Raw genomic sequence first — 19,550 nt, 5'->3', positions numbered from 1 at the left:
TAGTAGGATGTCGGGATTTCAGTTATACTAGGGATCTTATGTCTAAACGATCCAAGAACGAACGTATCTATAAAAATCTTCTGCAAGTCACCGAACAGTTTATGAGCGGCAAAAATTTCGTTCCTTCCACTCGAAAGGAGCTCATGCGCAAGCTGCATTTGCCGGATGAGCATAAACATGTTTTCAAAGAGGTCTTAAGGTCGCTTTGTCAGACAAACGCCTGCAAGTTCTTCCGAGGCCGCTATCATCCAAAGAAACGAAATGTCGATGTTGTCACAGGTACGATTTCCATCCATCCCAGAGGCTTTGGTTTCGTCTCTTTGGACGACCCTTCTTTGTATGATAAAGATGTCTTTATTCCTCGCCATTTAACGGAAAACGCTGTAGACGGCGATCGTGTCGAAGTGGAAATCAATCCTTTTTCCCATTCCGAAAAAGGCCCTGAAGGAAAAGTGCATACAGTCGTGGAGAGGGGGCGCACGCATTTGGCAGGGATCGTCCATGAATTCTCCAGGGACGGCACAGCACTTGCGTATGTTCCCCTTTTGGGAGTTGAGCATCAAGTTTCCATTAAAAGTCCCGATGAAAAACTACACGTTGGCGAACGGGTGATTCTCGAGGTCTTGCAATGGGGAGATGATAAAAAAGAAACGAAAACATGTTTGTCTCATAAAATCGGGCATATTTCCGATCCGAGCAAAGATGTGATCGCTGCTGTGAAAGAATATGGCTTAAAAAAAGAGTTTCCCGAACCGGTAAAGAAAGAAGCCGCTTTGTTTGGCAAATCTGTTAAGCAAAGCGAGCTTAAGGATCGACAAGATTTTCGGTCTTGGGAAATTTTTACCATTGATCCGACAACGGCAAAGGATTTTGATGATGCGCTTTCCCTTTCCAAAGATAAAACAGGGAATTATCATCTGGGAGTGCATATTGCCGATGTTTCCCATTATGTTAAGTCTGACAGCGCATTGGAAAAACAAGCAAGAATGCGTTGCAATAGCACATACTTTCCAGGAGTTTGCATCCCTATGCTTCCTCCTTCCCTATCAGAAAACCTCTGCAGCTTGAAACCAAATGTCAATCGTTTAACAGCATCGGTTCTCATGACGTTTGATTCCAACGGTTCTTTACTGAATTACAGAATAGTCAAAGGGGTGATCAAGAGCAAAAAACGGTTTACCTACAGGGAAGCGAAAGAGGTTTTGGATGGGAGAAAAAAAAGTCCTTTCGCTCCAACGCTTAAGTTAATGGAAGAGCTTTGTTTATTGTTGAAAAAAAAGCGGTATGAGCGGGGAAGTTTGGAGTTCAGCATTCCGGAGCTTCGTGTGATCGTCGATGAAAACGGCACGCCCACCGGCACGGAGTTCATCCCTTACGATATCACACACCAGCTGGTCGAAGAATTTATGTTGAAAGCCAATGAAGTGGTCGCAACGCATTTAAGCAAGGAAGGACTCGATCTCACTTATAGGGTGCATGAAGAGCCGAGTGAAGAGAGGATGAATGAGTTTGTTTCACTCGCGAACGCATTTGGTTTTCATTTAAAAGAAGCCCCTTCTCCAGGCGATTTGCAAAAGTTTTTTGACGAAGCTTTGCAAACTCCTTATGGCACCTATTTGGCAATTAGTTATATCCGCCGGATGAAGTTGGCAATCTACTCCCCTGCTAACATTGGTCACTATGGGCTTGCATTGACGCACTACTGCCATTTCACAAGTCCGATTAGAAGGTACGTTGATTTAGTGATTCACCGTCTGCTTTTTGAAAAACCGATCTCTTATTCAGAAATTGAAGCTGTTGCTAAAGAGTGCTCTGAAAAGGAGCGGATATCGGAAAAAGCAGAAAGAAACGTTACTCTTCTTAAAAAGCTTCGATTATTGAAGCAGATGGTAGATGAGGAACCAAAGAAAGAATTTGAAGTTGTTGTGACTAAAATTCGCAGTTTCGGGATCTATTTTGAAGTCGATCATTTGATGTTGGAAGGATTTTTACATGTCTCTGAATTGGATGACGACTATTACCGCTATGATGAGAGAAGCGGGAGGCTCAAAGGATCTTATACAGGCGTTGCATTCTTTGCTGGAGATCGCTTTTCTGTCATCTCTAAAGAGATCGACTTGATTGTTTTAGAGGCAAAGTGGAAGTTCAAAAAAAAGCGGAAAAAATAAATCCTTTCCGCATGCCCTGTTTTATCCATCTTTTGGGCTAAGATCACGAATTAAAACATGTTTTAGAGCGTCTAATCCCTGTTGCATTTCCGATTGGCTTGCACCGACTCCTATCATATAACTAAATATCCTCCCAATTTTTGAAAAAAAGCCGCTCTTTTTTTGAGAATTGCTTAATTTATTGAATGCCGCTTTTAATTTAGTGTTTGCTACTATAACTTCACTTTCTGTTTTTAAATCCGAAGTTTCTTTAAATTTTTGTAGTGCATAACTAGAAACTTTAGCAGCGTTTAAAAATTCTCTTCTTGCCTTTGGAGATGCATTTTTTATTGTATTTTCATCTATATTTAAATTCTCTTGAACGCTTTTAAAGTAGTCAGAATATGAAAGAGATGATGGATTCATTCCCATAGACATTGGTATCTCCTTTTTTTTCTCTTCTCAAATATTATTTTAATATTTTTTTCAAAAAAAGGAAAGGTTTTTAATAAAAAAATAAAATCATCAAGAAATTATAGATGTAATTATTTTAAATATATTTGATAGTTAAAAATTTTTTAGCCCACAGGTAAACTCCTCAATCTGCTTAAGCTCTATTTTGTGAGAGCGTGTAGGCGATTGCGTTAGATTTTTTTCCAGGAGAATTGCTTGAACCTATCCGTATATTCAAATTTGACATCTTTTCCTTCTTTTTGGCTCTGTTTTCCGATCGCTTCTTACAAAGCGATCGAAAAAATCTCTCAAAAAGAAAAAAAATCTGCACAAATAGCAATATACGGATAGGTTCTTGGAAGACGAAGTAAACTGGTATAAATCGCCTACACACTCTGAACACTGTTTTATTGAACAACGTTAGATTCTCTTGCAATCTCTTGTTTATTGCCTTAATATCAGAGCCTAAATGTATAAGGAAAATCTCATCCCATGCGCCGCTATTTTATCACAGGACTAATCCTGCTATTGCCCTTAGCCTTAACGATTGCAATTGTCGTTTTTGTCGTTAATTTCTTTACCAATCCGTTTGTGGGTGCTGTGAAGGAAACGCTTCAACACATCGGCCTCTTTCACCAAGGGATTTTATTTCTTTCCGCCGAGCAGGTACAACTTTACTTCAGCCGCTTGATCATTCTCCTTCTTTTATTTCTTTTTACTGTTCTTTTAGGCGTACTCACGCGCTGGGTTATTATCCACTCTTTTATTCGCTTGGGTGAATATATTTTTCATCGAATACCGATTGTCAGATCGATTTACAAAACGTCAAAAGATGTCATTAACACGATTTTCACAGATCAAACGAAATCTTTTAAGCAAGTGGTTTTAGTCCCTTTTCCAAACGCAGACACCTATAGCATAGGCCTTGTGACAAGAGAGGACATCAAAGATTTGACCAACCAGAAAAAAGGCGATTACATTGCCGTGTTTGTGCCCACTACTCCAAATCCTACCTCGGGATTTTTAATGTTGTTTGATCGAAAAGATGTGGTCTTTTTGGATATGAAAATTGAAGAGGCTTTTAAATACATCATTTCATGCGGAGTGATTTTGACACCGTTCAAAAAGGCGCCATTAAAATGATTAAACGCTATTTTTTTACCGGCCTTGCGCTTTTATTGCCGGTAGTGTTCACCATTTGGATTGTTTCCTTTTTTATCAATCTTCTGACGCGCCCTTTTCTAAATATCGTCAAAGAAATTTTGAGATACTATAACCTCCTCGACCAGCCGTTTTTATTTTTATCGGCCGATCAATTTTTACATCTAGTCAGCAAGGTGTTGATCATTTTAATTTTGATTGGAGTGACCTTGCTGCTTGGTTTTCTCACAAAAGTCTTTGTGATGAATACTCTGATCAAAATGGGCGATAAAATCATCCACAAGATTCCGATCGTCAACCGCATTTACAAAGCAGCTCAAGATGTCGTTCAAACCTTGCTAAAGAAAGAGAGGCAATCTTTTTCTCAAGTGGTGCTTGTCCCTTTTCCTTGCGCTAGATCTTACAGTATCGGAATGGTAACCAGGGAGTGTCTAAATGAAGATTCAGATGAGGAGCACGCGGGATTGATTTCTGTATTTGTTCCGGCAACTCCCAATCCTACTATGGGTTTTATGCTCTTTTTCAAAAGGGAGCAGCTTGTTTTTGTCGATATGAAAGTTGAAGATGCCTTGCGTACGGTCATGTCGTGCGGAGTGATCTTCAACAAACCCAATGAGATTCTTCAAGATGAACATCCGATTTCTGAAGACAACAGATAATGTTACGAAATTGCGGCGTATTAGCGCTTCAGTAGAGCACTATTTTCTTAAGAAAAAACGCGTACTGATTACTGTCCCCTCAGAAACTGCCGCAACCTATCTAGATGATTTTTTATGGAAGCAGCCAAAAGAGGGTTTCCTGCCGCATTCTGTCTCGACACAAGCTTGTTCAGACGAGATTGTGATTACAACGAAACAGGAAAATCTTAATCAAGCTGAAATTCTCATTAATCTTTGTTCTGAGTTTTCGCCGATTGCCGGACAGTTTAAGACTGTGTTCGAATTGTGGGATGAAACAAATGCATTGCGACGAGAGCAGTCTGAAAAAAAGTTTAAAGCTTACGAAGCTTCAGGGATGAAAGTTGAATTATTTCGATGTTGACTCAGTTATAGGCGGGGAAGCAGTCCGGCGCAAGTTTCTTTCACAGTAATCATGCCCTGCTTAAACAAAATTTTTAGCCAGGCAAAAATCATCCGGATCATGTAAAACGCTCCTTTAAGCATTTCTTTGATTAATCGGAAAAATCCCATCAAGGTTTTAGCTGCTTTTTTTGTAAAAGCTGCGCATCGAGGTTTTGCCTTTTGATACCCTTTTTTCAAAAAGGATAGCAGTTGCTGATTTAAGTGGACGAGCTTAATGCGAAGCTTCTCTTTTAATCTTTTGATTTTACGCTTGGAAGATTTCCCGTAGAGGAACAATCGATAAGGAGTTTTGATGACTTGCCCGGCAGTCGAGACGAAAGAATGGAAAAAAGCAATGACAGGTTGAGGAAGAATCTGTTTGATCACCTCTTCAGTGTATTTCTTAAACGTTTCACTGATCTTTTCAGAAAGGTTGCGAATCGTGGATGAAACAGACTCTTTAATACTGTCTACGACCTCGACAGCTTTTTCAAACTTAGGTTTGACCCAATTGATCAATGGATCCGATACTCGGCGAACTAAGGCAACAGTTCGATCCCTTATTGCCTGATAAGTCTCATTTACTGCCTTGAAGGGCTGATAAACAAGTGTGTTCATCCACCGATCCTTAAATTCAAGACCCTTTTTAAACCATTTGCTGACTTGATGATCCAGATTTTTAAACAGATTTAACAAGGGTGTACAAGTTTGCAAAATTTTTTCTTTTAGCTCTTTGAATTTCTCTTGTACAATTTTAAGAGCTTCTGCCACTCTGTCTGGAATCCTTTTGATTTTCTCAAAAACTTTTTCGATCAAAACCGCAAAATCGGAGATCTTTTCCCTAATTAACTGCACTGATTTTGTCAATTTCCGATAAAATCCGACGATTGGCTGAGTGATTTTTTGAAATGGAGAAATGAGTGTTTTAGAAAAAGATTTTACTATTTGTTCGATCCGTTGTTTGACGTTATGGTAAAATTCTCGGCTTTTTTCAATCCGTGTTTGAATAAAATTGAGAATCGGATCTGTGACTGTGCGAACGATTTCAAAGGCCGCTGTTGCCAGATGGGAAACTGCCGAGCCAATTTTTGAACCTGCGTGCGACACGATCCGTTTGGTAAAATCATAGACTACTGGTGCCGCTTCGGTTAACAGCCATTTAGGGATTCCATAAAAAAATAAATAGGTTGGCAGCATAATTGCCAGAAATGCATATTTTCCCGCCTGGCCGATGATAAAAAATTTGCCGGAGAACATTTGCATGCTAAATTGTTTAAATGATTCAAACAGCTCCTTTTCCAGCTTTTTTTGCGATGAAGAGATTGAATCCTGCACAGCAAATGTCTCTTGTCGTTGCTTGACAATTGCCGGATGGGCCTGCATTTGCGTATTGTACGGGTTATCGTACAGGTCGCATTTTCTCAATGAACTGTGGAGAGTTTCAGGACTTGGCATCTGTTTAACATTAACTATATTCTCCTTAAAGAATATCATAGAAGGTTTAAAAGTTGTTAAACAAAAGATAAATATCGTGTTAATAAATATTTTATTTAGGTGCGTGTAGGGAATTTGAGCTTGCGTTATATCGATATTGAACCTATAATTCTGCACTTATACCGAATTTTGGTATAAATCATAGGAGAAAGTACCAATGGTTAGAATCAGCAAACAAAACGAGAGACGCAACCGCAGCCCTCGTAAAAGACACCCCAATTTGGATGCGAAGACAGGGTCTAAAAAAGATGAGTTGCCCCTGGGCTATAAAGAGAGAGCCAACGCTGTAGAAGGCGATCTAAGCGCCAAATTGTACATTCCTAAAATTAAATAACTTACAAAGAAGGCTTATCATGTCTAGACACCCAAGTTTTGGCAAAAGTAATAAAGGTGGCCAAAAACGCAATGTCCTTAAAAGATTCGAAAGATTGGACGTTCTAAAGAAGTTGGGACGTTGGGAAAAAGACAAGGACAAAAAAATTACCGGACTTCCAAAAACTCCTGTAATGTAGGGCAATTGTCAACAAATTGCGAATTTGTTATCAGTCCAATATGTTCATGCACCCATTAATATCATAACGTGGACGTTCATATATTCGATCAACAGAACGACCTCTCGATCTCTGTGCTTCAAGTGGAGAAACTTGTTATCGAGTGCCTAAAACTTGAAGGAGTCGAGTGCGACGAGGTCTCTATTCAATTCGTTGATACACAGATGATCTGTGATTTGCATCATCGTTTTTTCAACGATCCGACCGTTACGGATTGTATTTCTTTTCCTATCGATCAGGATGGAGATACCGGTTACCGCGTTTTGGGAGAGGTGTTCGTCTGTCCAAAGACCGGCATCGACTACGCTCAAGAGCATTTAAAAAACCCTTATGAAGAAATTTCCCTTTATATTATCCACGGACTCCTTCATCTTATGGGCTATGATGATATAGGAGAAGATGAGCCGAGGATGAGAGAAGCGGAAAAGAGGCATTTGGCCCATCTGTCTGCAAGCGGATTGCTTTTGAAGGAGACAACTTGCACTTCTTAACCTTTCTATTTTTAGCGGTCATTTTTCTTGCAGCAACGGCAATCCTTTCGGCGTTAAGCGGAGCTCTGAGAAAGCTTCATCTGCAAGATCCAAATTATGAACTCTCAAGTCGAAGGTTCTTTTACCGTCCTATTCACCACTACTTTTTCCCCGAACATGAATTTGAAGGGATGTTAACTGCGGTGCTATCAGCGCAGAATACAACCCGTTTTTTATACACAGCTTCGGCGCTTTTTTTTCTTTCGAACGCTTCTGCCGATCATTTTTTTACGAAGGGAAATATTCTCTTATTGATCGGTTTCATCGCAGCCCTTTTTATCATAGGTGAATTTTTACCTCGTTTGCTTGGCTCCGCTTTTCCCGAGAAAATCGTCCGATTTTGCGCTCCCCTCTCTTCCTTTGTTATGGCTCTTTCCTTTCCGATCACCTATTTTGGATTGAAACTTGCCCGCAAACACTTTCAGTCAATTTCTTTTGAAGAGCCTCTCACAAAGACTAAACGGGAGTTGATTGAAATCATTCAGCAGTCCCACGTGAGCTCCGATCTTGACTCCTCAGAAAAAATGTTGATTCAGTCCACGTTGAAATTTAAAGACCGAATTGCTCGCGAAGTGATGGTTCCCAGAGTGGATGTTTTCAGCCTTCCTGCAGATACAACCATTAGAGAAGCTGCTCGATTGTCAAAAGAAGAAGGGTATAGCAGAATTCCCCTCTACCGAAATAATGTCGATCAAATTGTCGGCGTATTAATGTATAAAGATATTTTGCATACATTTATGGAGTATGCTGACAAAGAGAATTCCGCAGCAATTCTCGAACAGCCGGTGGAATCTATCCAAAAAAATGTGCTCTACACACCTGAAACGAAAAAAATTTCCCACCTGCTTCACGAATTTAAGAAAAAACAGGTGCATCTGGCGATTGTCGTTGATGAATATGGCGGAACCGAAGGGATTGTCACGATTGAAGATATTCTGGAAGAAATTGTCGGAGAAATTGAAGATGAGTACGACGAGGAAGAGGAAATGATTTTCCCGCAAGCTGACGGTTCCTGGATCGTTGATGCCAGAATGAGCATTCTCGATTTTAAACAAGAGTCGGGAATTGAAATTCCTCAAGATGGAGAGTATGACACGCTTGGCGGATACATTTTCCATTGTGCAGGCTCGATTCCTTCAAAAGGATTTCTCATCCATCATGAGAATTTCGAAATGGAGATCCTCAGATCGGATGAGAGAAAGGTTGAGCGGGTGCGCATCCGCAGCAATACAGAAAGTGAGAAATAAGTCATGGAGGCATTGACGGGGCTTTTGCTCGGTTTTTCGCTATTTTGGATTCTTCATCGGTACAAAACGGGCGGATTTGTTCAACTTGGAAAAGAGATTGTTTCGCAAGCTGAACAGGATGCCGAACGCCTTGTCCATTCTTGCGAAATGCAGCTAAAAGAAAAAGAGCTTGAGCATCATCGAAAAATTGAAAGGGAAAAAGAAGCTGCAAAAGAAAAGATGCGCGCTGCCGAGGAGCGTCTTCTTAAAAGGGAAGACAAGCTTGAAGCCCGCATGAGTTTAGTTGAACAGAAACTGTCTCAAGTTGAAAAAAGAGAAGCAGCAATTGCTCAAAGGAAAATACAAAATGACCAGGAAAGGTCTCGTTTGGAAATCCTTTCCGAAAAAATAATGGCAGATCTTGAAATGATCTCAAGGCTTAACCGAAAAGAAGCAAGAGAGCAGCTTTACAAGCAATTGATCGATGATGCCAAGCAGGATGCTGCAATTGAATTGCAGCGTATCCGTCTTGAAACAGAAGAAAATGCGAAACAAGACGCTGCAAAAATTTTGACAACAGCAATCAGCCGAATGGCTGTCAGTTGTACTTCGGAAAACACAACTTACACGATTGCGCTTCCAAACGGGGAGCTAAAAGGGCGGATCATTGGTAGGGAAGGACGCAATATCCGTCTGCTGGAACGGTTGACCGGAGTCAATTTTCTGATTGATGACACACCCAACGCCGTTGTTGTCTCCGGATTCGACCCCGTCCGCTTGCACGTTGCAAAAACCGCCCTTTCCAAACTTGTAGAAGATGGCAGGATCCACCAAACAAGCATAGAGCAGTGTGTTTCCGATGCCGAAAATTCCATTGAAGACCTTATGGTTAAAGCTGGAGAAGAAGCGGCGCTTGAAACGGGCCAGTCTAGCCTGCATCCTGAAATCATCAAGCTTTTGGGAGGGCTGCACTTTCGTCGCAGTTATGGCCAAAATGTCCTCAAACATTCGATTGAAGTCAGTCATATCATGGGATTGATCGCTGCAGAAATGCAGCTGAACATCAAATTGGCAAAAAGAATCGGATTGCTGCATGATATAGGAAAAGCTGCTCCCCCTTGCTATGCCGAAACTCATGCAATTGTCGGTCAAACCCTTGCTTTAAAATATGGAGAATCTGCTGAAGTCGCAAATGGAATTGGATGCCATCACAAAGAGATTGAACCGATAACGATTGAAGGGAGTTTTTGCGGTGTTGCCGATGCGATCTCCGCTTCAAGGCCGGGAGCCAGGATTGAAGCTGTGCAGCAATATCTTCAAAGGCTTAAAAATTTAGAGGAAATCGCTTACAGATTTCCTGGAATTGAAAAAGCTTATGCACTTCAAGCAGGCAGGGAAATGGTGATTTCGGTCTTGCCTGAGATGATCGATGATTCAGGTACTGTAAACCTCGCTAAAGATATCACAAAAACAATCAAAGAAGAGCTTGAGTATCCGGGAAAAATCAAAGTGACTGTTCTGAGAGAAAAGCGCGCTGTCGACTATGCACTTTAGAGATGTTTTTCCTTGAAGCTTTCCTTTTTATCTTATAAACTTGCGCGTTAGGTTTTAATTCTGGAGACACTTCATGCGGCGATCGATCTGTTACTGCGAGCCTAATCAGGCTCTAGCGGGCGAAATTTACACATGGCAATTTATTTACACGACAGCCTCCCCTCTTCCGAAGGGCACACTGCTTCGATTTGATCTAATGAGCGATGGCAGAGATATCGACTGGGAACTTCCCTCTGTCAATATTAAAGATGGAGCAAACGTCATTTATGCCATGCTCGAAAATGGAAAAACGCTTAACGCAAAGGAAGTGGAAGTTCCGGATGCTTGGGCTCCGCTTTATGAATTTGAGCTTCCTGCTAAGGTGAATTCCGGGGAATCTTTTACAATTGTCATTGGCTCATCGAAAATTTCCGAGAAGCTCAACATTAACAATGGAACGCGGGCACAGACTTATTCGCAACGAAGGCGTCCATTTTTGCTTTACATCGATACCACAGGGAAAAGGCATTTCGAAGAGCCTGAAGTCTTTTCTATCGATATTAAAGGCAACATTCTCACTCAGATTAAGGTGTTGACCCCTTCGTTTGTGCAACGAAACAAGCGGTTTGATGTTGTCGTTAGGTTTGAAGACGATTATGGCAATCTAACTTCAAATGCTCCAGAAGAAACCCTCATCGAACTCACTCACGAGCATCTCAGGGAAAATTTAAACTGGAAGCTGTTTGTTCCGGAAACGGGGTTTATCACGATTCCCAATCTCTATTTTAATGACGAGGGAATTTATACAATCCAACTTAAAAATTCCTATACAGGACAAGTTTATCGATCCTCTCCGATTAAATGTTTTTCTGAAAACGGAAAATCTTTGTATTGGGGTCTTCTCCATGGAGAATCTATCCGTGTTGATTCTACAGAAAATATTGATAGCTGCCTTAGACATTTCAGAGATGAAAAATCGATGCATTTCTATTCCGTTTCCCCTTTTGAAGAAGTGGAAGAGACCCCTAATGAGACTTGGAAACTGATCAGTCAAAATGTGACGGAATTTGACGAACAGGAGCGTTTTACGACATTTCTTGGCTTTCAGTGGCAAGGCGCTGCAAAATCGGAAGGAGTGAGGCATTTCATCTGGTCAAAAGACAACAAGCCGGTTCTTAGAAAAAAAGATGCCAAATACAGCACCCTTAAAAAAATTTACAAATCTTTTACTCCCAAAGATTTTATTTCGATCCCCACATTTACGATGGGTAAAGGATTTGAATACGATTTTAAAAACTTCGACCCTGAATTTGAAAGAGTTGTTGAGATTTACAATTCTTGGGGCAGCTCTGAATGCACAAAAAAGCAAGGCAATCTCAAACCCATCAAAGGCCCGGTCAAAAAAGGGGTTCAGGAAAGTGCTGAAGGCTCGATTGTTGATGCGTTAAAATCGAATAAGCGTTTCGGTTTTGTTGCTGGCGGCTTAGACGATCGTGGAATCTATGCAGATTTTTTTGACGGCGATCAGGAACAATATTCTCCTGGAATGACCGCAATTATTTCTAAAGAGCATTCCCGTTCTTCCCTTTATGAAAGCTTGTACCATCGCAGTTGTTATGCAACAACTGGTGAAAGGATCATTTTAGGAATCTATATCGCCGGACTGCCGATGGGAAGTGAAATCAACACATCTGACAAGCCGGGACTTGTTTTAAATCGCCACATAGCGGGATATGTTGCCGGTACAGATAAAATCAAGAGCATCGAAGTGATACGCAATGGAGATGTTCTTCAAACGTTTAATCCAGACGATTACCATTATGAGTTTGAATACGACGATATGGCTAATCTGAAGGAGGTGTGTATCGATTCCAAGGATAAAGAATCGCCTTTTGTCTTCTATTATCTCAGAGTTGTGCAAGAAGATGGCCATATGGCCTGGAGTTCTCCAATATGGGTTGATTTTACAGATGATATAGGAGCTAAAAAAAAGGCTAAATAGACTTTTATAAAAAAACAAGTTATAATGAAGGTATGTCTACGATCTTTATTACAGTTGGAATTGCATTTTTACTGATCGCTCTGTGCTTGTTTATGCTCGGAATCGGCTGGTTTTTGACAGGAAAAACCAAATTACGGCTTGGAATGTGCGGAAGGACCCCCACATTGAAAAAAGATAAATCCAAGGGGTGTGGAACGGATCCGCAATGCCCTCTTTGCGGAACTCGAAACAATGACGAAGATTTATCAAAAAAATCAACCTGAATCCATTCAAAAAATGTTTGGCAGCATCGCCGAACAATACGACAAGACCAATGCTCTTCTTTCCTTTAATCTCCACCGCTATTGGAATAGGAAGCTTATTCAAACTGTTCAGAACGCACACCCTCAAGTTGACCAGTATCTTGATCTTTGTTGCGGCACAGGTGAAATTGCTTATGCATTCCTGAAAAAATCTCGAAACCGAATCGAGGCATTTCTTCTTGATTTTTGTGAAGAAATGCTTAAGTGCGCAAGATCCAAACAGCAAAATTCAAGGGATCGCATCCATTTTATTCAAGGAGATGCTCAAGAGATCCCTTTGCCCTCAAAAAGTGTCGACGCCGTGACAATTGCTTATGGCATCAGGAACGTCAAAGATCCTCAAAAATGTGTTAACGATGTGTTCAGAGTACTTCGCCCCGGTGGAGTTTTTGCAATTTTGGAATTGACTCAGCCCACTTCACCTCTGATGAGTTTTGGCCATCGCATGTACTTGCGCGCTGTACTGCCTATTATTGGAAAATTAACGGCGTCAAATAAGGAAGCTTACGAGTATCTTTCCAACAGCATTCAAGCGTTTATTCCTCCGGAGGATCTGCAAAAGCTGCTCATTGAAACAGGGTTTGAAAAAACTCGAAAACTCTCTCTGACAGGCGGTATAGCCACGATTGTCAGTGGCATAAAATGCTGATCAGCGTTGTTATTCCCACCTACAATCAAGAAAAATATCTCAGTCAAAGTATTCAAAGTGTTCTTAATCAGACATACTCTTCCATAGAAATTCTTATCGTTAATGATGGTTCAACTGACAATACGCGCGCCTTGTTGACCGAATTTCAATCCCGTCCAGGCATTCGCATCTTTCATCAAGAAAATAAAGGTCTTTCAGCTGCCAGAAATTTGGGAATAAGACATGCTCGAGGAGCTTTCATTGCTTTATTGGATTCAGATGATTTAATGGCAGCTGAACGGTTGCAAAAGCAATACGATGCGCTTCAAGCCGACTCAAACCTTGATATCGTATACACGGCAGTTACGCTGATTGATGAAGAAGGAACAGCTCTTGGTACGATGAGAAGAGAGTCAATTCCACCGGAGAATTTTCTAGCGGAAGAATTCTTCCGTAATCAAGTTCCTTCTCCTTCAACAATCATGACAAAACGTGCTGTTTTTCAAACAAACCTTTTTGATGAAAACTTACGTTTCGGAGAGGATCTTGAATGGATCCTCAGAACAGCTCATCAGGATGTTTTCCACTATCTTGATACGCCTTTGACCTGTTACCGCAGGCATCAGGGCAATATTTCTGAAAATCTTGAACAGTTGCGAGGCATTGAGCTCAACATTTTACACGCTTATGGAGTCGAGCACATCAGTGCTTGCGTAGAAAGCAGCGGAATTCAAGATAAACCCTTGTTGAAAGGAAAAATTCTCTACGTTATGGGATGTTTGGAAGAAGCTTCCGAATTTCTCAAGCAGTCAGAAAATCCTTTAGCGTTATTTTATCAAGGAAATTGCTCCTTTGAACAAGGGCATTATCAGACGGCTGTCCGGCATTATCACGAGTCGCTTTCTCAGCAATCTGAAAACGCAGCCTGTTGGAATAATTTAGGTGTTGCACTGCTGCAGATTGGAGAAGTAGCACAAGCAAACCAGGTGTTTGCCAAAGCAATGGCTTTGAATCCGAGATATCTTGATCCAAAGTACAAAAGGTTTACGCGCCGGGAATTGAGAAAAGACCTGCTCCACTACTCAAAAAGTTGAGGGAGCAATTTCATCACGGGACCACAAATCGATGATTCCGTCTATTTCCTTATTTGTTTTCATCGTGAACCAGGCGTATGCCATATAAAGAACGTTTGCAAACAAGCTTGAAGCAAAAAGGTATGGCAAAAGATTGATGCCCATGCCAACAAGGGCAAGAGAAATCGCTGTAATCAAAAATGCAAAGCGCGCGATCTCAACAATACTGAGCGCTGTTTTCATTCCTTCTTTCAAGTTGTTTTTTTGATGAAGCTGCTCGCTAAGCTTCCAATTTGAAATCCGTCTACCGTTTCGTTCGCATAAACAGTTGGCTGCAATTTTTGCGTCGGATAAGTCGTTTGTGTCAAGAGCGCGCCTAAGCGCTTCGATATAGCGTTCCCACTTTTTAATATCCGCTTTCATGATCCCGATCATCGCAATTAGCTCATCTGGATTTCTTGTCGTCTCTTCTCTTTCCAAAGCTTCTTCGTAATCCTGAATAATGGATAAAGCTCCATTTTTTTTCGTTTCATATTTATTCAGAATACGGAACATTTCCTTTCGATCGCCGGAAGCAATTTTATGGGAGGCCTGCATTAAAACGATATTTTTCTTTTTTAGGTGCTCGATGTTGCGCTTGCACTCTCCAATTGCGTAATGATTATCCATGTAATTGTATCTACTGTGAAACACGCGTATTAATGAAAACGCTGTTTTGCAAGCCCCTTTAATTAAGGAAGGATGCATGACAGAAGAATAAGGCAGCAGCTTTGTCTTAGCAACAGAAGTTCCGATATGCTCGATGCTTTTGATTGCGATCACTCCAGGATTTTCCTTTTTATGCGTACTCCACCATAAATATTTACCATATTCCATCGCTCCAACCAGTATATTGGATCCCAGTTTGACAGCGATAAATGTCGATCCTGCACTAAGCGGAATAAAAGCGATGCTGATGATTGTCATCGCTTCCAGCGCAATACCTCCTATCGATATCGCAATTTCCAGATAAGACTTCTTAATCTTCAGATGAAGATCATGCTCTTTCTTTTGCCAGCTAGCCGCTTTGCGTTCCTTTCGCATAGCGAATTTGCTCTGCAAAACTTGCATAGCCTTTGCATCTGTTCCTTCAATCGCATCTTCGATCAACTTGAGATACTCTTGCCACCTATTTTTTCGAAAGCGGTCGAAAGCTTCTTTTTCAGGCTTTTCTTGAAGCAGTTGAATTTTACCTAAATAGCGATCTCTTAATTGAAACAAAGAATGTCTGTCAAAAGGCGCATCATCTCTATGCTCTTGAGACCATTTTTCAACTTTGACTTTGCATAAAGCAAGCTCTTGGTGAGATTTTTTGATTTTCTCTACATTGTGGTAAATACTTAAAGCTTTGAAAGCCACAGTTACAATACTGCGGATCGCCTCAAAAATGGGAATGAACTGTAGCGGAACAATAGAGGTCACTTCTGCAATCGCAAAAGCGTATTCGACTGTATGTTTAGTGAGTTTGTAGTAATTACTTCTACTTTCAAAGAAATTTTTTGATACATCGGCAAATTTCCCCTCTTTGCTAAACTGGTTGAACACATCTCCACAATCTAAGTCTAGAGAAACTGCCATTACTCTTACTACATTAAATTAATCGGAACCAATTATATTTATTAAGAAGATATAAATCAATGAACTGAATTTTTATCAAAAAATTAATTTAATTATTTTACCTAGAGGAGTGCGTGGAATGGTTGCACACTGATGGATTCTTGAAATTTTTTCAAAAGGGAGAACAGCTTCATTGTATGTTTCCTGCAAGCTTATTATCTGATTTTTGTTCTCTTCAGAAGCTGCTAAATGCAGTGTATATCCTGAGCGCGGATGTGGGACAGGAACAATAGCAAATGTTCCCCTAAGCTTCATTTTTGTTTGTAACGTTTCCAACTTTAGCTGTAACTGTAAAAGATTGACCAATTCACCATTAATTTTGATGATCTCAGAACTTCTTCCAAAAACTTGGAGCAGCCCTTTCTCGATTGCTCCTTGATCCTCTGTTCGGAACCACCCATCATTTTTTGGATCTTCCCAGGCAGCAGCTTCTGCGTCTGGAAACGCATATCCAGTGAGCAAAGAAGGGCTTTTAATGAGAATGTTCTCCGCGTCATCAAGTTGCACGCTTACATGTTCCAATGGCTGATACTGGTCATAATCTCCAATAGCTGCAGCAGCCACTTGAGAGGCGCATTCCGTCATGCCATAGGTGGGAACAGCATTCCATCCCATCTCCCAAGACTGCTCAAAGATTTCTTTTGCAATCACTCCTCCTCCAATAATCGTAAACCGATAAGAGTCTGGAGCTCGGCAGTTCATTTGAATAATGTCATAAAGCTGTGCAGGAACCAATGAAGAAACAGTTGCCGAATGATCTATTGCCATTTGATAAAATTTTTGACAATTCCATGGCGACAGTTTCACGATTTTTGCACCGGAACGATAAGATCTTGCGTGAATTCCCAGTCCTCCTACATGGAAATCGGGCAGACAATGGATCCAAATATCATCTGCAGTGAGTTGGAAATGGCGATTCACTGCATCTGCGGAGATAAGAAATGCTTCTTTGGACAGAGCGACGCATTTAAATCGGCTTGTCGTTCCTGAAGTTGCTAACCAAACATGAGCGGAAAGGTTGAATGCTTTAAGTTGATGATGAATTTTTTGAGCCTCTTCGCACGGCATTCTCGGATTGAGAAGAATATGTGTTTCTGGGGACTCCCAATCAATAACATTCAGCATAGCCTGCGCCAATTTTGCTTCTTGAGACAATCATCAAACCCAAAGCCGTATCCCTCTTTAGGAACGACAAGCCTGGAGTCTTTAACGGAAAACCTTTGGCTGAACATGTTGGTCCGATAAATTAAATGAGTCATTAAGCCGCAAGTTTCTTTGCAGCCGCTAATCGCTGCAGAGTATGCTGCTGCTGCCTGTCCGATGGGATGGTCGAGATATGAAGTGAATAGATAACGCTTTTCTTTCGATAGTTTGACTGGAGGATCAATGGCTGGTTTGAGGATTTTCAACGAGTGCCCTTCACCTTCCCTTGCTCGATCCAAAGCTATGGGGACTCCATATTTCTGCTCAAATTCTTTCCAAAGCTTCTGGTCGAAAGGAAATGGATCTTCGATAAAATCAAGCCGTTTGATAAATGGATTTGCACGTTCGATAAATTCAATGTATTGATCCTTGGTCAATTTATTGTTGAAATCCATTCGAATTTTCTTGCCGGGAGCCAGCTGCGGAAGCAACTCCAAACAGAGTTGGGGATCTTTACATTTGTAAATGTCAAATCCTTCAGGAATCCGGACAGAATCGATGAGACAGTGGGATTTTGGAATCGTCACCCCTTCGAAAAGGTTCATTTTTTTTGCACGGGCGTGTGAATCAACCAGAGCAAAGTCAAGAGATCTAGCCATCAAAGGCGTGATCCTCCCCTGCCGCAATAAGAAGAGCTGCTGCTTCAGCGGAGCATCGCCCAATTCCGTCCAGGGGTGGCAATCTGCATATCCTACAGTTTCATCTTCAAAGGTGAATTCAAGCAAAGCACCTTCCCTTGAAGGAAAAGAGCCGGCACTTATCAATTGATAAAGAGAAAAACGGATGTTCATGAGATCGCTAATCCTATCCCGATTGAGGTGCCGACAAGCATATGAACCAGAGCAGCCATCTCGAGAAATCGGTTATAGATGACTCCTGGAGTTTGGCTCCAAATCCCTTTGATCAGAGAGATCGCTATGGGAGCGGCTGCAAACGGAAGCAATGCCGTCCAAAGCTCTCCTTTAAGAAACCAAAAAAGATTCAATCCAAAAGCTGTGATGAGCAATGCTGTGACTTGCCACCTTGCAAAGGTTAGGCCAAAACGGACCGGAAGCGTACATTTTTTTGCTTTAGCATCGCCTTCAATATCCCTCATATTATTCACTGCGATTAAAACTGTTGCCAGCAGTCCGGCTTGCGCACCTGCAACAAGAGACTGCACTGTCACAACGCCAGCCTGAAGGTAGTAGACTGAACAAGTAGCAACAAAGCCAAAAAAAATCAAAACGAAGAGATCTCCAAGTCCAGTATACGCTAAAGGATAAGGCCCTCCGGTATACAAATACCCGCATAAAACAGAGAACAGTAAGATTACCGTTAATGGAATCCCTCCGGCAAAAATCAAAGGAATCCCGAATAACAACGCTAGAGCAAAGCACATCATACCTCCGGCCAGCACTTTCTCATAACTGATCAGTCCTGACTGGGTGACTCTCACGGGCCCCAATCTTTTTTCTGTATCGGCTCCTTTTTTAAAATCGAGAGCGTCATTCACCAAATTTGTTCCGAGCTGGATAAAAATCGCAGCTAAAAGCGCATAGAAGGAAAGCTCCCAATGCACGTTGACACCGTTATTGATTGCAAGCATGGTTGCTAAAAAGATCGGAACAAAAGCTGCCGTCAACGTTTTGGGTCTTGAAGCCAGCAGCCAGGATTTCATTTTGTTCAAGGCAGCCTCTTAAACTGTTTAAAGTCTGGCTTCCTCTTTTCCAAAAATGCTTGTCTGCCTTCTTGCGCTTCTTCGCTCATGTAATAGAGAAGTGTTGCATTGCCGGCGAGATCTAATAGACCGATCTGCCCGTCGCAATCAGCATTCATTGCTGTTTTAAGGCAGCGGAGAGCTAGAGGAGAATGTTCCATCATTTCCCGGCACCAACGGAGTGTTTCCTCCTCAAGCTGTGCTAGAGGAACGACAGTGTTCACCAGCCCCATCTCTAATGCTTCCCGAGCGTTGTATTGGCGGCATAAAAACCAGATTTCACGCGCCTTTTTCTGACCGACGATACGTGCCAGATAGCTGCTTCCTAATCCCCCGTCGAATGAACCCACTTTAGGCCCTACCTGTCCATAAATAGCATTGTCTGCAGAGATTGTAAGGTCGCACACTAGATGAAGCACATGGCCGCCGCCGATTGCGTAACCTGCGACCATGGCGACGACAGGCTTCGGAAGCTGCCTGATCTGTTTTTGCAAATCGAGGACATTTAAGCGAGGAACGCCATCTCCGCCAACGTAGCCTTCATCCCCGCGTACACGTTGATCACCACCGGAACAGAAAGCCATTTCTCCTTGCCCGGTTAAGATGACGCAGCCGATTGAATCATCGTTGCGGCAATAGTGAAAAGCATCCTGCATTTCTAATACCGTTTCGGGGCGGAACGCATTGTGCAGCTTCGGACGGTTGATGGTAATTTTAGCAATTCCATCTTCTGTTTTTTGAAAAATGATATCTTCGTAGGTCTTAATTTCTTGCCAGCTCTGGGCAGCTACCGCTGTCATGACTTTCTCCTTTTCAATATGACAAAGTTGA

Annotated in this window: 20 protein-coding genes; 13 read left to right on the top strand and 7 right to left on the bottom strand. The window is 41.6% G+C overall.

Annotation, left to right across the window (positions count from 1 at the left end):
• The first annotated feature begins 38 nt into the window (after nucleotides 1-38).
• The gene (locus WCW_RS05065; RefSeq protein WP_013182120.1) at nucleotides 39-2,168 is read left to right on the top strand and encodes a ribonuclease R family protein; all 2,130 of its coding nucleotides are present in this window, start codon (nucleotides 39-41) and stop codon (nucleotides 2,166-2,168) included.
• A gap of 21 nt (nucleotides 2,169-2,189) precedes the next feature.
• Here the strand turns inward: WCW_RS05065 and WCW_RS05060 are convergent, their stop codons facing one another.
• Nucleotides 2,190-2,585, bottom strand: coding sequence for a hypothetical protein (locus tag WCW_RS05060; RefSeq protein WP_013182119.1), 396 nt, complete (start codon nucleotides 2,583-2,585; stop codon nucleotides 2,190-2,192).
• Nucleotides 2,586-3,092: 507 nt separating this feature from the next.
• On the opposite strand from WCW_RS05060, the gene WCW_RS05055 reads away from it, so the two are divergent.
• Genes WCW_RS05055 through WCW_RS09720 form a run of 3 tightly spaced genes read left to right on the top strand, consistent with a single transcriptional unit; the run spans nucleotide 3,093 to nucleotide 4,802 of the window.
• Entirely contained in the window at nucleotides 3,093-3,743 is a 651-nt protein-coding gene (locus WCW_RS05055) for a DUF502 domain-containing protein (RefSeq protein ID WP_013182117.1), read from the top strand.
• Nucleotides 3,740-4,420 (top strand): DUF502 domain-containing protein, encoded by a 681-nt coding sequence (locus tag WCW_RS05050; RefSeq protein WP_162268169.1) that lies wholly within the window; start codon nucleotides 3,740-3,742, stop codon nucleotides 4,418-4,420. The genes WCW_RS05055 and WCW_RS05050 overlap by 4 nt, the downstream gene beginning before the upstream one ends.
• A complete protein-coding gene (locus WCW_RS09720) occupies nucleotides 4,389-4,802 on the top strand; it encodes a DNA polymerase III subunit chi (RefSeq protein ID WP_049767122.1) in 414 nt (137 codons plus the stop codon). Before WCW_RS05050 ends, WCW_RS09720 begins: the two co-directional genes overlap by 32 nt.
• Before the next feature lie 5 nt (nucleotides 4,803-4,807).
• Here WCW_RS09720 and WCW_RS05040 read toward each other — a convergent pair whose 3' ends face one another.
• Nucleotides 4,808-6,277: a phage tail family protein gene (locus WCW_RS05040; RefSeq protein ID WP_041941535.1), complete on the bottom strand. Its 1,470-nt coding sequence runs from the start codon at nucleotides 6,275-6,277 to the stop codon at nucleotides 4,808-4,810.
• Between the two features lie 196 nt (nucleotides 6,278-6,473).
• Between WCW_RS05040 and WCW_RS10270 the strand changes: the two genes are divergently transcribed.
• The 9 genes from WCW_RS10270 (at nucleotide 6,474) to WCW_RS05005 (ending at nucleotide 14,182) form a co-directional block, all read left to right on the top strand.
• Nucleotides 6,474-6,650: a hypothetical protein gene (locus WCW_RS10270; protein ID WP_013182113.1), complete on the top strand. Its 177-nt coding sequence runs from the start codon at nucleotides 6,474-6,476 to the stop codon at nucleotides 6,648-6,650.
• Between the two features lie 19 nt (nucleotides 6,651-6,669).
• Entirely contained in the window at nucleotides 6,670-6,828 is a 159-nt protein-coding gene (locus WCW_RS09975; RefSeq protein ID WP_013182112.1) for a small basic protein, read from the top strand.
• Between the two features lie 68 nt (nucleotides 6,829-6,896).
• Nucleotides 6,897-7,358, top strand: a complete 462-nt coding sequence (gene ybeY, locus WCW_RS05035; protein WP_013182111.1) for an rRNA maturation RNase YbeY — start codon at nucleotides 6,897-6,899, stop codon at nucleotides 7,356-7,358.
• A complete protein-coding gene (locus tag WCW_RS05030) occupies nucleotides 7,346-8,644 on the top strand; it encodes a hemolysin family protein (RefSeq protein WP_013182110.1) in 1,299 nt (432 codons plus the stop codon). Before ybeY ends, WCW_RS05030 begins: the two co-directional genes overlap by 13 nt.
• Before the next feature lie 3 nt (nucleotides 8,645-8,647).
• On the top strand, nucleotides 8,648-10,177 hold the full coding sequence (gene rny, locus WCW_RS05025; RefSeq protein ID WP_013182109.1) for a ribonuclease Y: 1,530 nt from the start codon (nucleotides 8,648-8,650) through the stop codon (nucleotides 10,175-10,177).
• Between the two features lie 73 nt (nucleotides 10,178-10,250).
• Nucleotides 10,251-12,158, top strand: a complete 1,908-nt coding sequence (locus WCW_RS05020; protein WP_013182108.1) for a CehA/McbA family metallohydrolase domain-containing protein — start codon at nucleotides 10,251-10,253, stop codon at nucleotides 12,156-12,158.
• A gap of 32 nt (nucleotides 12,159-12,190) precedes the next feature.
• Entirely contained in the window at nucleotides 12,191-12,421 is a 231-nt protein-coding gene (locus WCW_RS05015) for a hypothetical protein (RefSeq protein WP_013182107.1), read from the top strand.
• A complete protein-coding gene (ubiE, locus tag WCW_RS05010) occupies nucleotides 12,390-13,109 on the top strand; it encodes a bifunctional demethylmenaquinone methyltransferase/2-methoxy-6-polyprenyl-1,4-benzoquinol methylase UbiE (RefSeq protein ID WP_013182106.1) in 720 nt (239 codons plus the stop codon). Before WCW_RS05015 ends, ubiE begins: the two co-directional genes overlap by 32 nt.
• Nucleotides 13,103-14,182: a glycosyltransferase gene (locus tag WCW_RS05005; protein ID WP_013182105.1), complete on the top strand. Its 1,080-nt coding sequence runs from the start codon at nucleotides 13,103-13,105 to the stop codon at nucleotides 14,180-14,182. Before ubiE ends, WCW_RS05005 begins: the two co-directional genes overlap by 7 nt.
• Here WCW_RS05005 and WCW_RS05000 read toward each other — a convergent pair.
• The 5 genes from WCW_RS05000 to menB form a co-directional block, all read right to left on the bottom strand.
• Entirely contained in the window at nucleotides 14,171-15,778 is a 1,608-nt protein-coding gene (locus WCW_RS05000) for a hypothetical protein (protein WP_013182104.1), read from the bottom strand. The two genes, WCW_RS05005 and WCW_RS05000, sit on opposite strands and share 12 nt — an antisense overlap.
• A gap of 75 nt (nucleotides 15,779-15,853) precedes the next feature.
• On the bottom strand, nucleotides 15,854-16,942 hold the full coding sequence (locus WCW_RS04995) for an AMP-binding protein (protein WP_013182103.1): 1,089 nt from the start codon (nucleotides 16,940-16,942) through the stop codon (nucleotides 15,854-15,856).
• Nucleotides 16,936-17,811, bottom strand: coding sequence for a hypothetical protein (locus WCW_RS04990; protein WP_013182102.1), 876 nt, complete (start codon nucleotides 17,809-17,811; stop codon nucleotides 16,936-16,938). Before WCW_RS04990 ends, WCW_RS04995 begins: the two co-directional genes overlap by 7 nt.
• Complete coding sequence (gene menA / locus WCW_RS04985; RefSeq protein WP_013182101.1) at nucleotides 17,808-18,680, bottom strand: 1,4-dihydroxy-2-naphthoate octaprenyltransferase; 873 nt, start codon at nucleotides 18,678-18,680, stop codon at nucleotides 17,808-17,810. Before menA ends, WCW_RS04990 begins: the two co-directional genes overlap by 4 nt.
• Nucleotides 18,681-18,685: 5 nt before the next feature.
• Nucleotides 18,686-19,519: a 1,4-dihydroxy-2-naphthoyl-CoA synthase gene (gene menB / locus WCW_RS04980; RefSeq protein ID WP_013182100.1), complete on the bottom strand. Its 834-nt coding sequence runs from the start codon at nucleotides 19,517-19,519 to the stop codon at nucleotides 18,686-18,688.
• Nucleotides 19,520-19,550: the final 31 nt, after the last annotated feature.

This window comes from Waddlia chondrophila WSU 86-1044 (assembly GCF_000092785.1).
Classification (GTDB): domain Bacteria; phylum Chlamydiota; class Chlamydiia; order Chlamydiales; family Waddliaceae; genus Waddlia; species Waddlia chondrophila.
Note: the sequence above shows the minus strand (reverse complement) of the source record. Positions and strands in the feature narration are given on the sequence as shown.

Bases quoted from the DNA above. Each gene is read 5' to 3' on its own strand.
- WCW_RS05055 (WP_013182117.1), top strand. From the start codon at position 3,093: ATGCGCCGCTATTTTATCACAGGACTAATCCTGCTATTGCCCTTAGCC.
- WCW_RS05005 (WP_013182105.1), top strand. From the start codon at position 13,103: ATGCTGATCAGCGTTGTTATTCCCACCTACAATCAAGAAAAATATCTC.
- WCW_RS05065 (WP_013182120.1), top strand. From the start codon at position 39: ATGTCTAAACGATCCAAGAACGAACGTATCTATAAAAATCTTCTGCAA.
- WCW_RS05000 (WP_013182104.1), bottom strand. From the start codon at position 15,778: ATGGCAGTTTCTCTAGACTTAGATTGTGGAGATGTGTTCAACCAGTTT.
- WCW_RS04990 (WP_013182102.1), bottom strand. From the start codon at position 17,811: ATGAACATCCGTTTTTCTCTTTATCAATTGATAAGTGCCGGCTCTTTT.
- menA (WP_013182101.1), bottom strand. From the start codon at position 18,680: ATGAAATCCTGGCTGCTGGCTTCAAGACCCAAAACGTTGACGGCAGCT.
- WCW_RS05050 (WP_162268169.1), top strand. From the start codon at position 3,740: ATGATTAAACGCTATTTTTTTACCGGCCTTGCGCTTTTATTGCCGGTA.
- menB (WP_013182100.1), bottom strand. From the start codon at position 19,519: ATGACAGCGGTAGCTGCCCAGAGCTGGCAAGAAATTAAGACCTACGAA.
- WCW_RS05040 (WP_041941535.1), bottom strand. From the start codon at position 6,277: ATGCCAAGTCCTGAAACTCTCCACAGTTCATTGAGAAAATGCGACCTG.
- WCW_RS05020 (WP_013182108.1), top strand. From the start codon at position 10,251: ATGCGGCGATCGATCTGTTACTGCGAGCCTAATCAGGCTCTAGCGGGC.
- WCW_RS10270 (WP_013182113.1), top strand. From the start codon at position 6,474: ATGGTTAGAATCAGCAAACAAAACGAGAGACGCAACCGCAGCCCTCGT.
- rny (WP_013182109.1), top strand. From the start codon at position 8,648: ATGGAGGCATTGACGGGGCTTTTGCTCGGTTTTTCGCTATTTTGGATT.
- ubiE (WP_013182106.1), top strand. From the start codon at position 12,390: ATGACGAAGATTTATCAAAAAAATCAACCTGAATCCATTCAAAAAATG.
- WCW_RS04995 (WP_013182103.1), bottom strand. From the start codon at position 16,942: ATGCTGAATGTTATTGATTGGGAGTCCCCAGAAACACATATTCTTCTC.
- WCW_RS05015 (WP_013182107.1), top strand. From the start codon at position 12,191: ATGTCTACGATCTTTATTACAGTTGGAATTGCATTTTTACTGATCGCT.
- WCW_RS09975 (WP_013182112.1), top strand. From the start codon at position 6,670: ATGTCTAGACACCCAAGTTTTGGCAAAAGTAATAAAGGTGGCCAAAAA.
- WCW_RS09720 (WP_049767122.1), top strand. From the start codon at position 4,389: ATGAACATCCGATTTCTGAAGACAACAGATAATGTTACGAAATTGCGG.
- WCW_RS05060 (WP_013182119.1), bottom strand. From the start codon at position 2,585: ATGTCTATGGGAATGAATCCATCATCTCTTTCATATTCTGACTACTTT.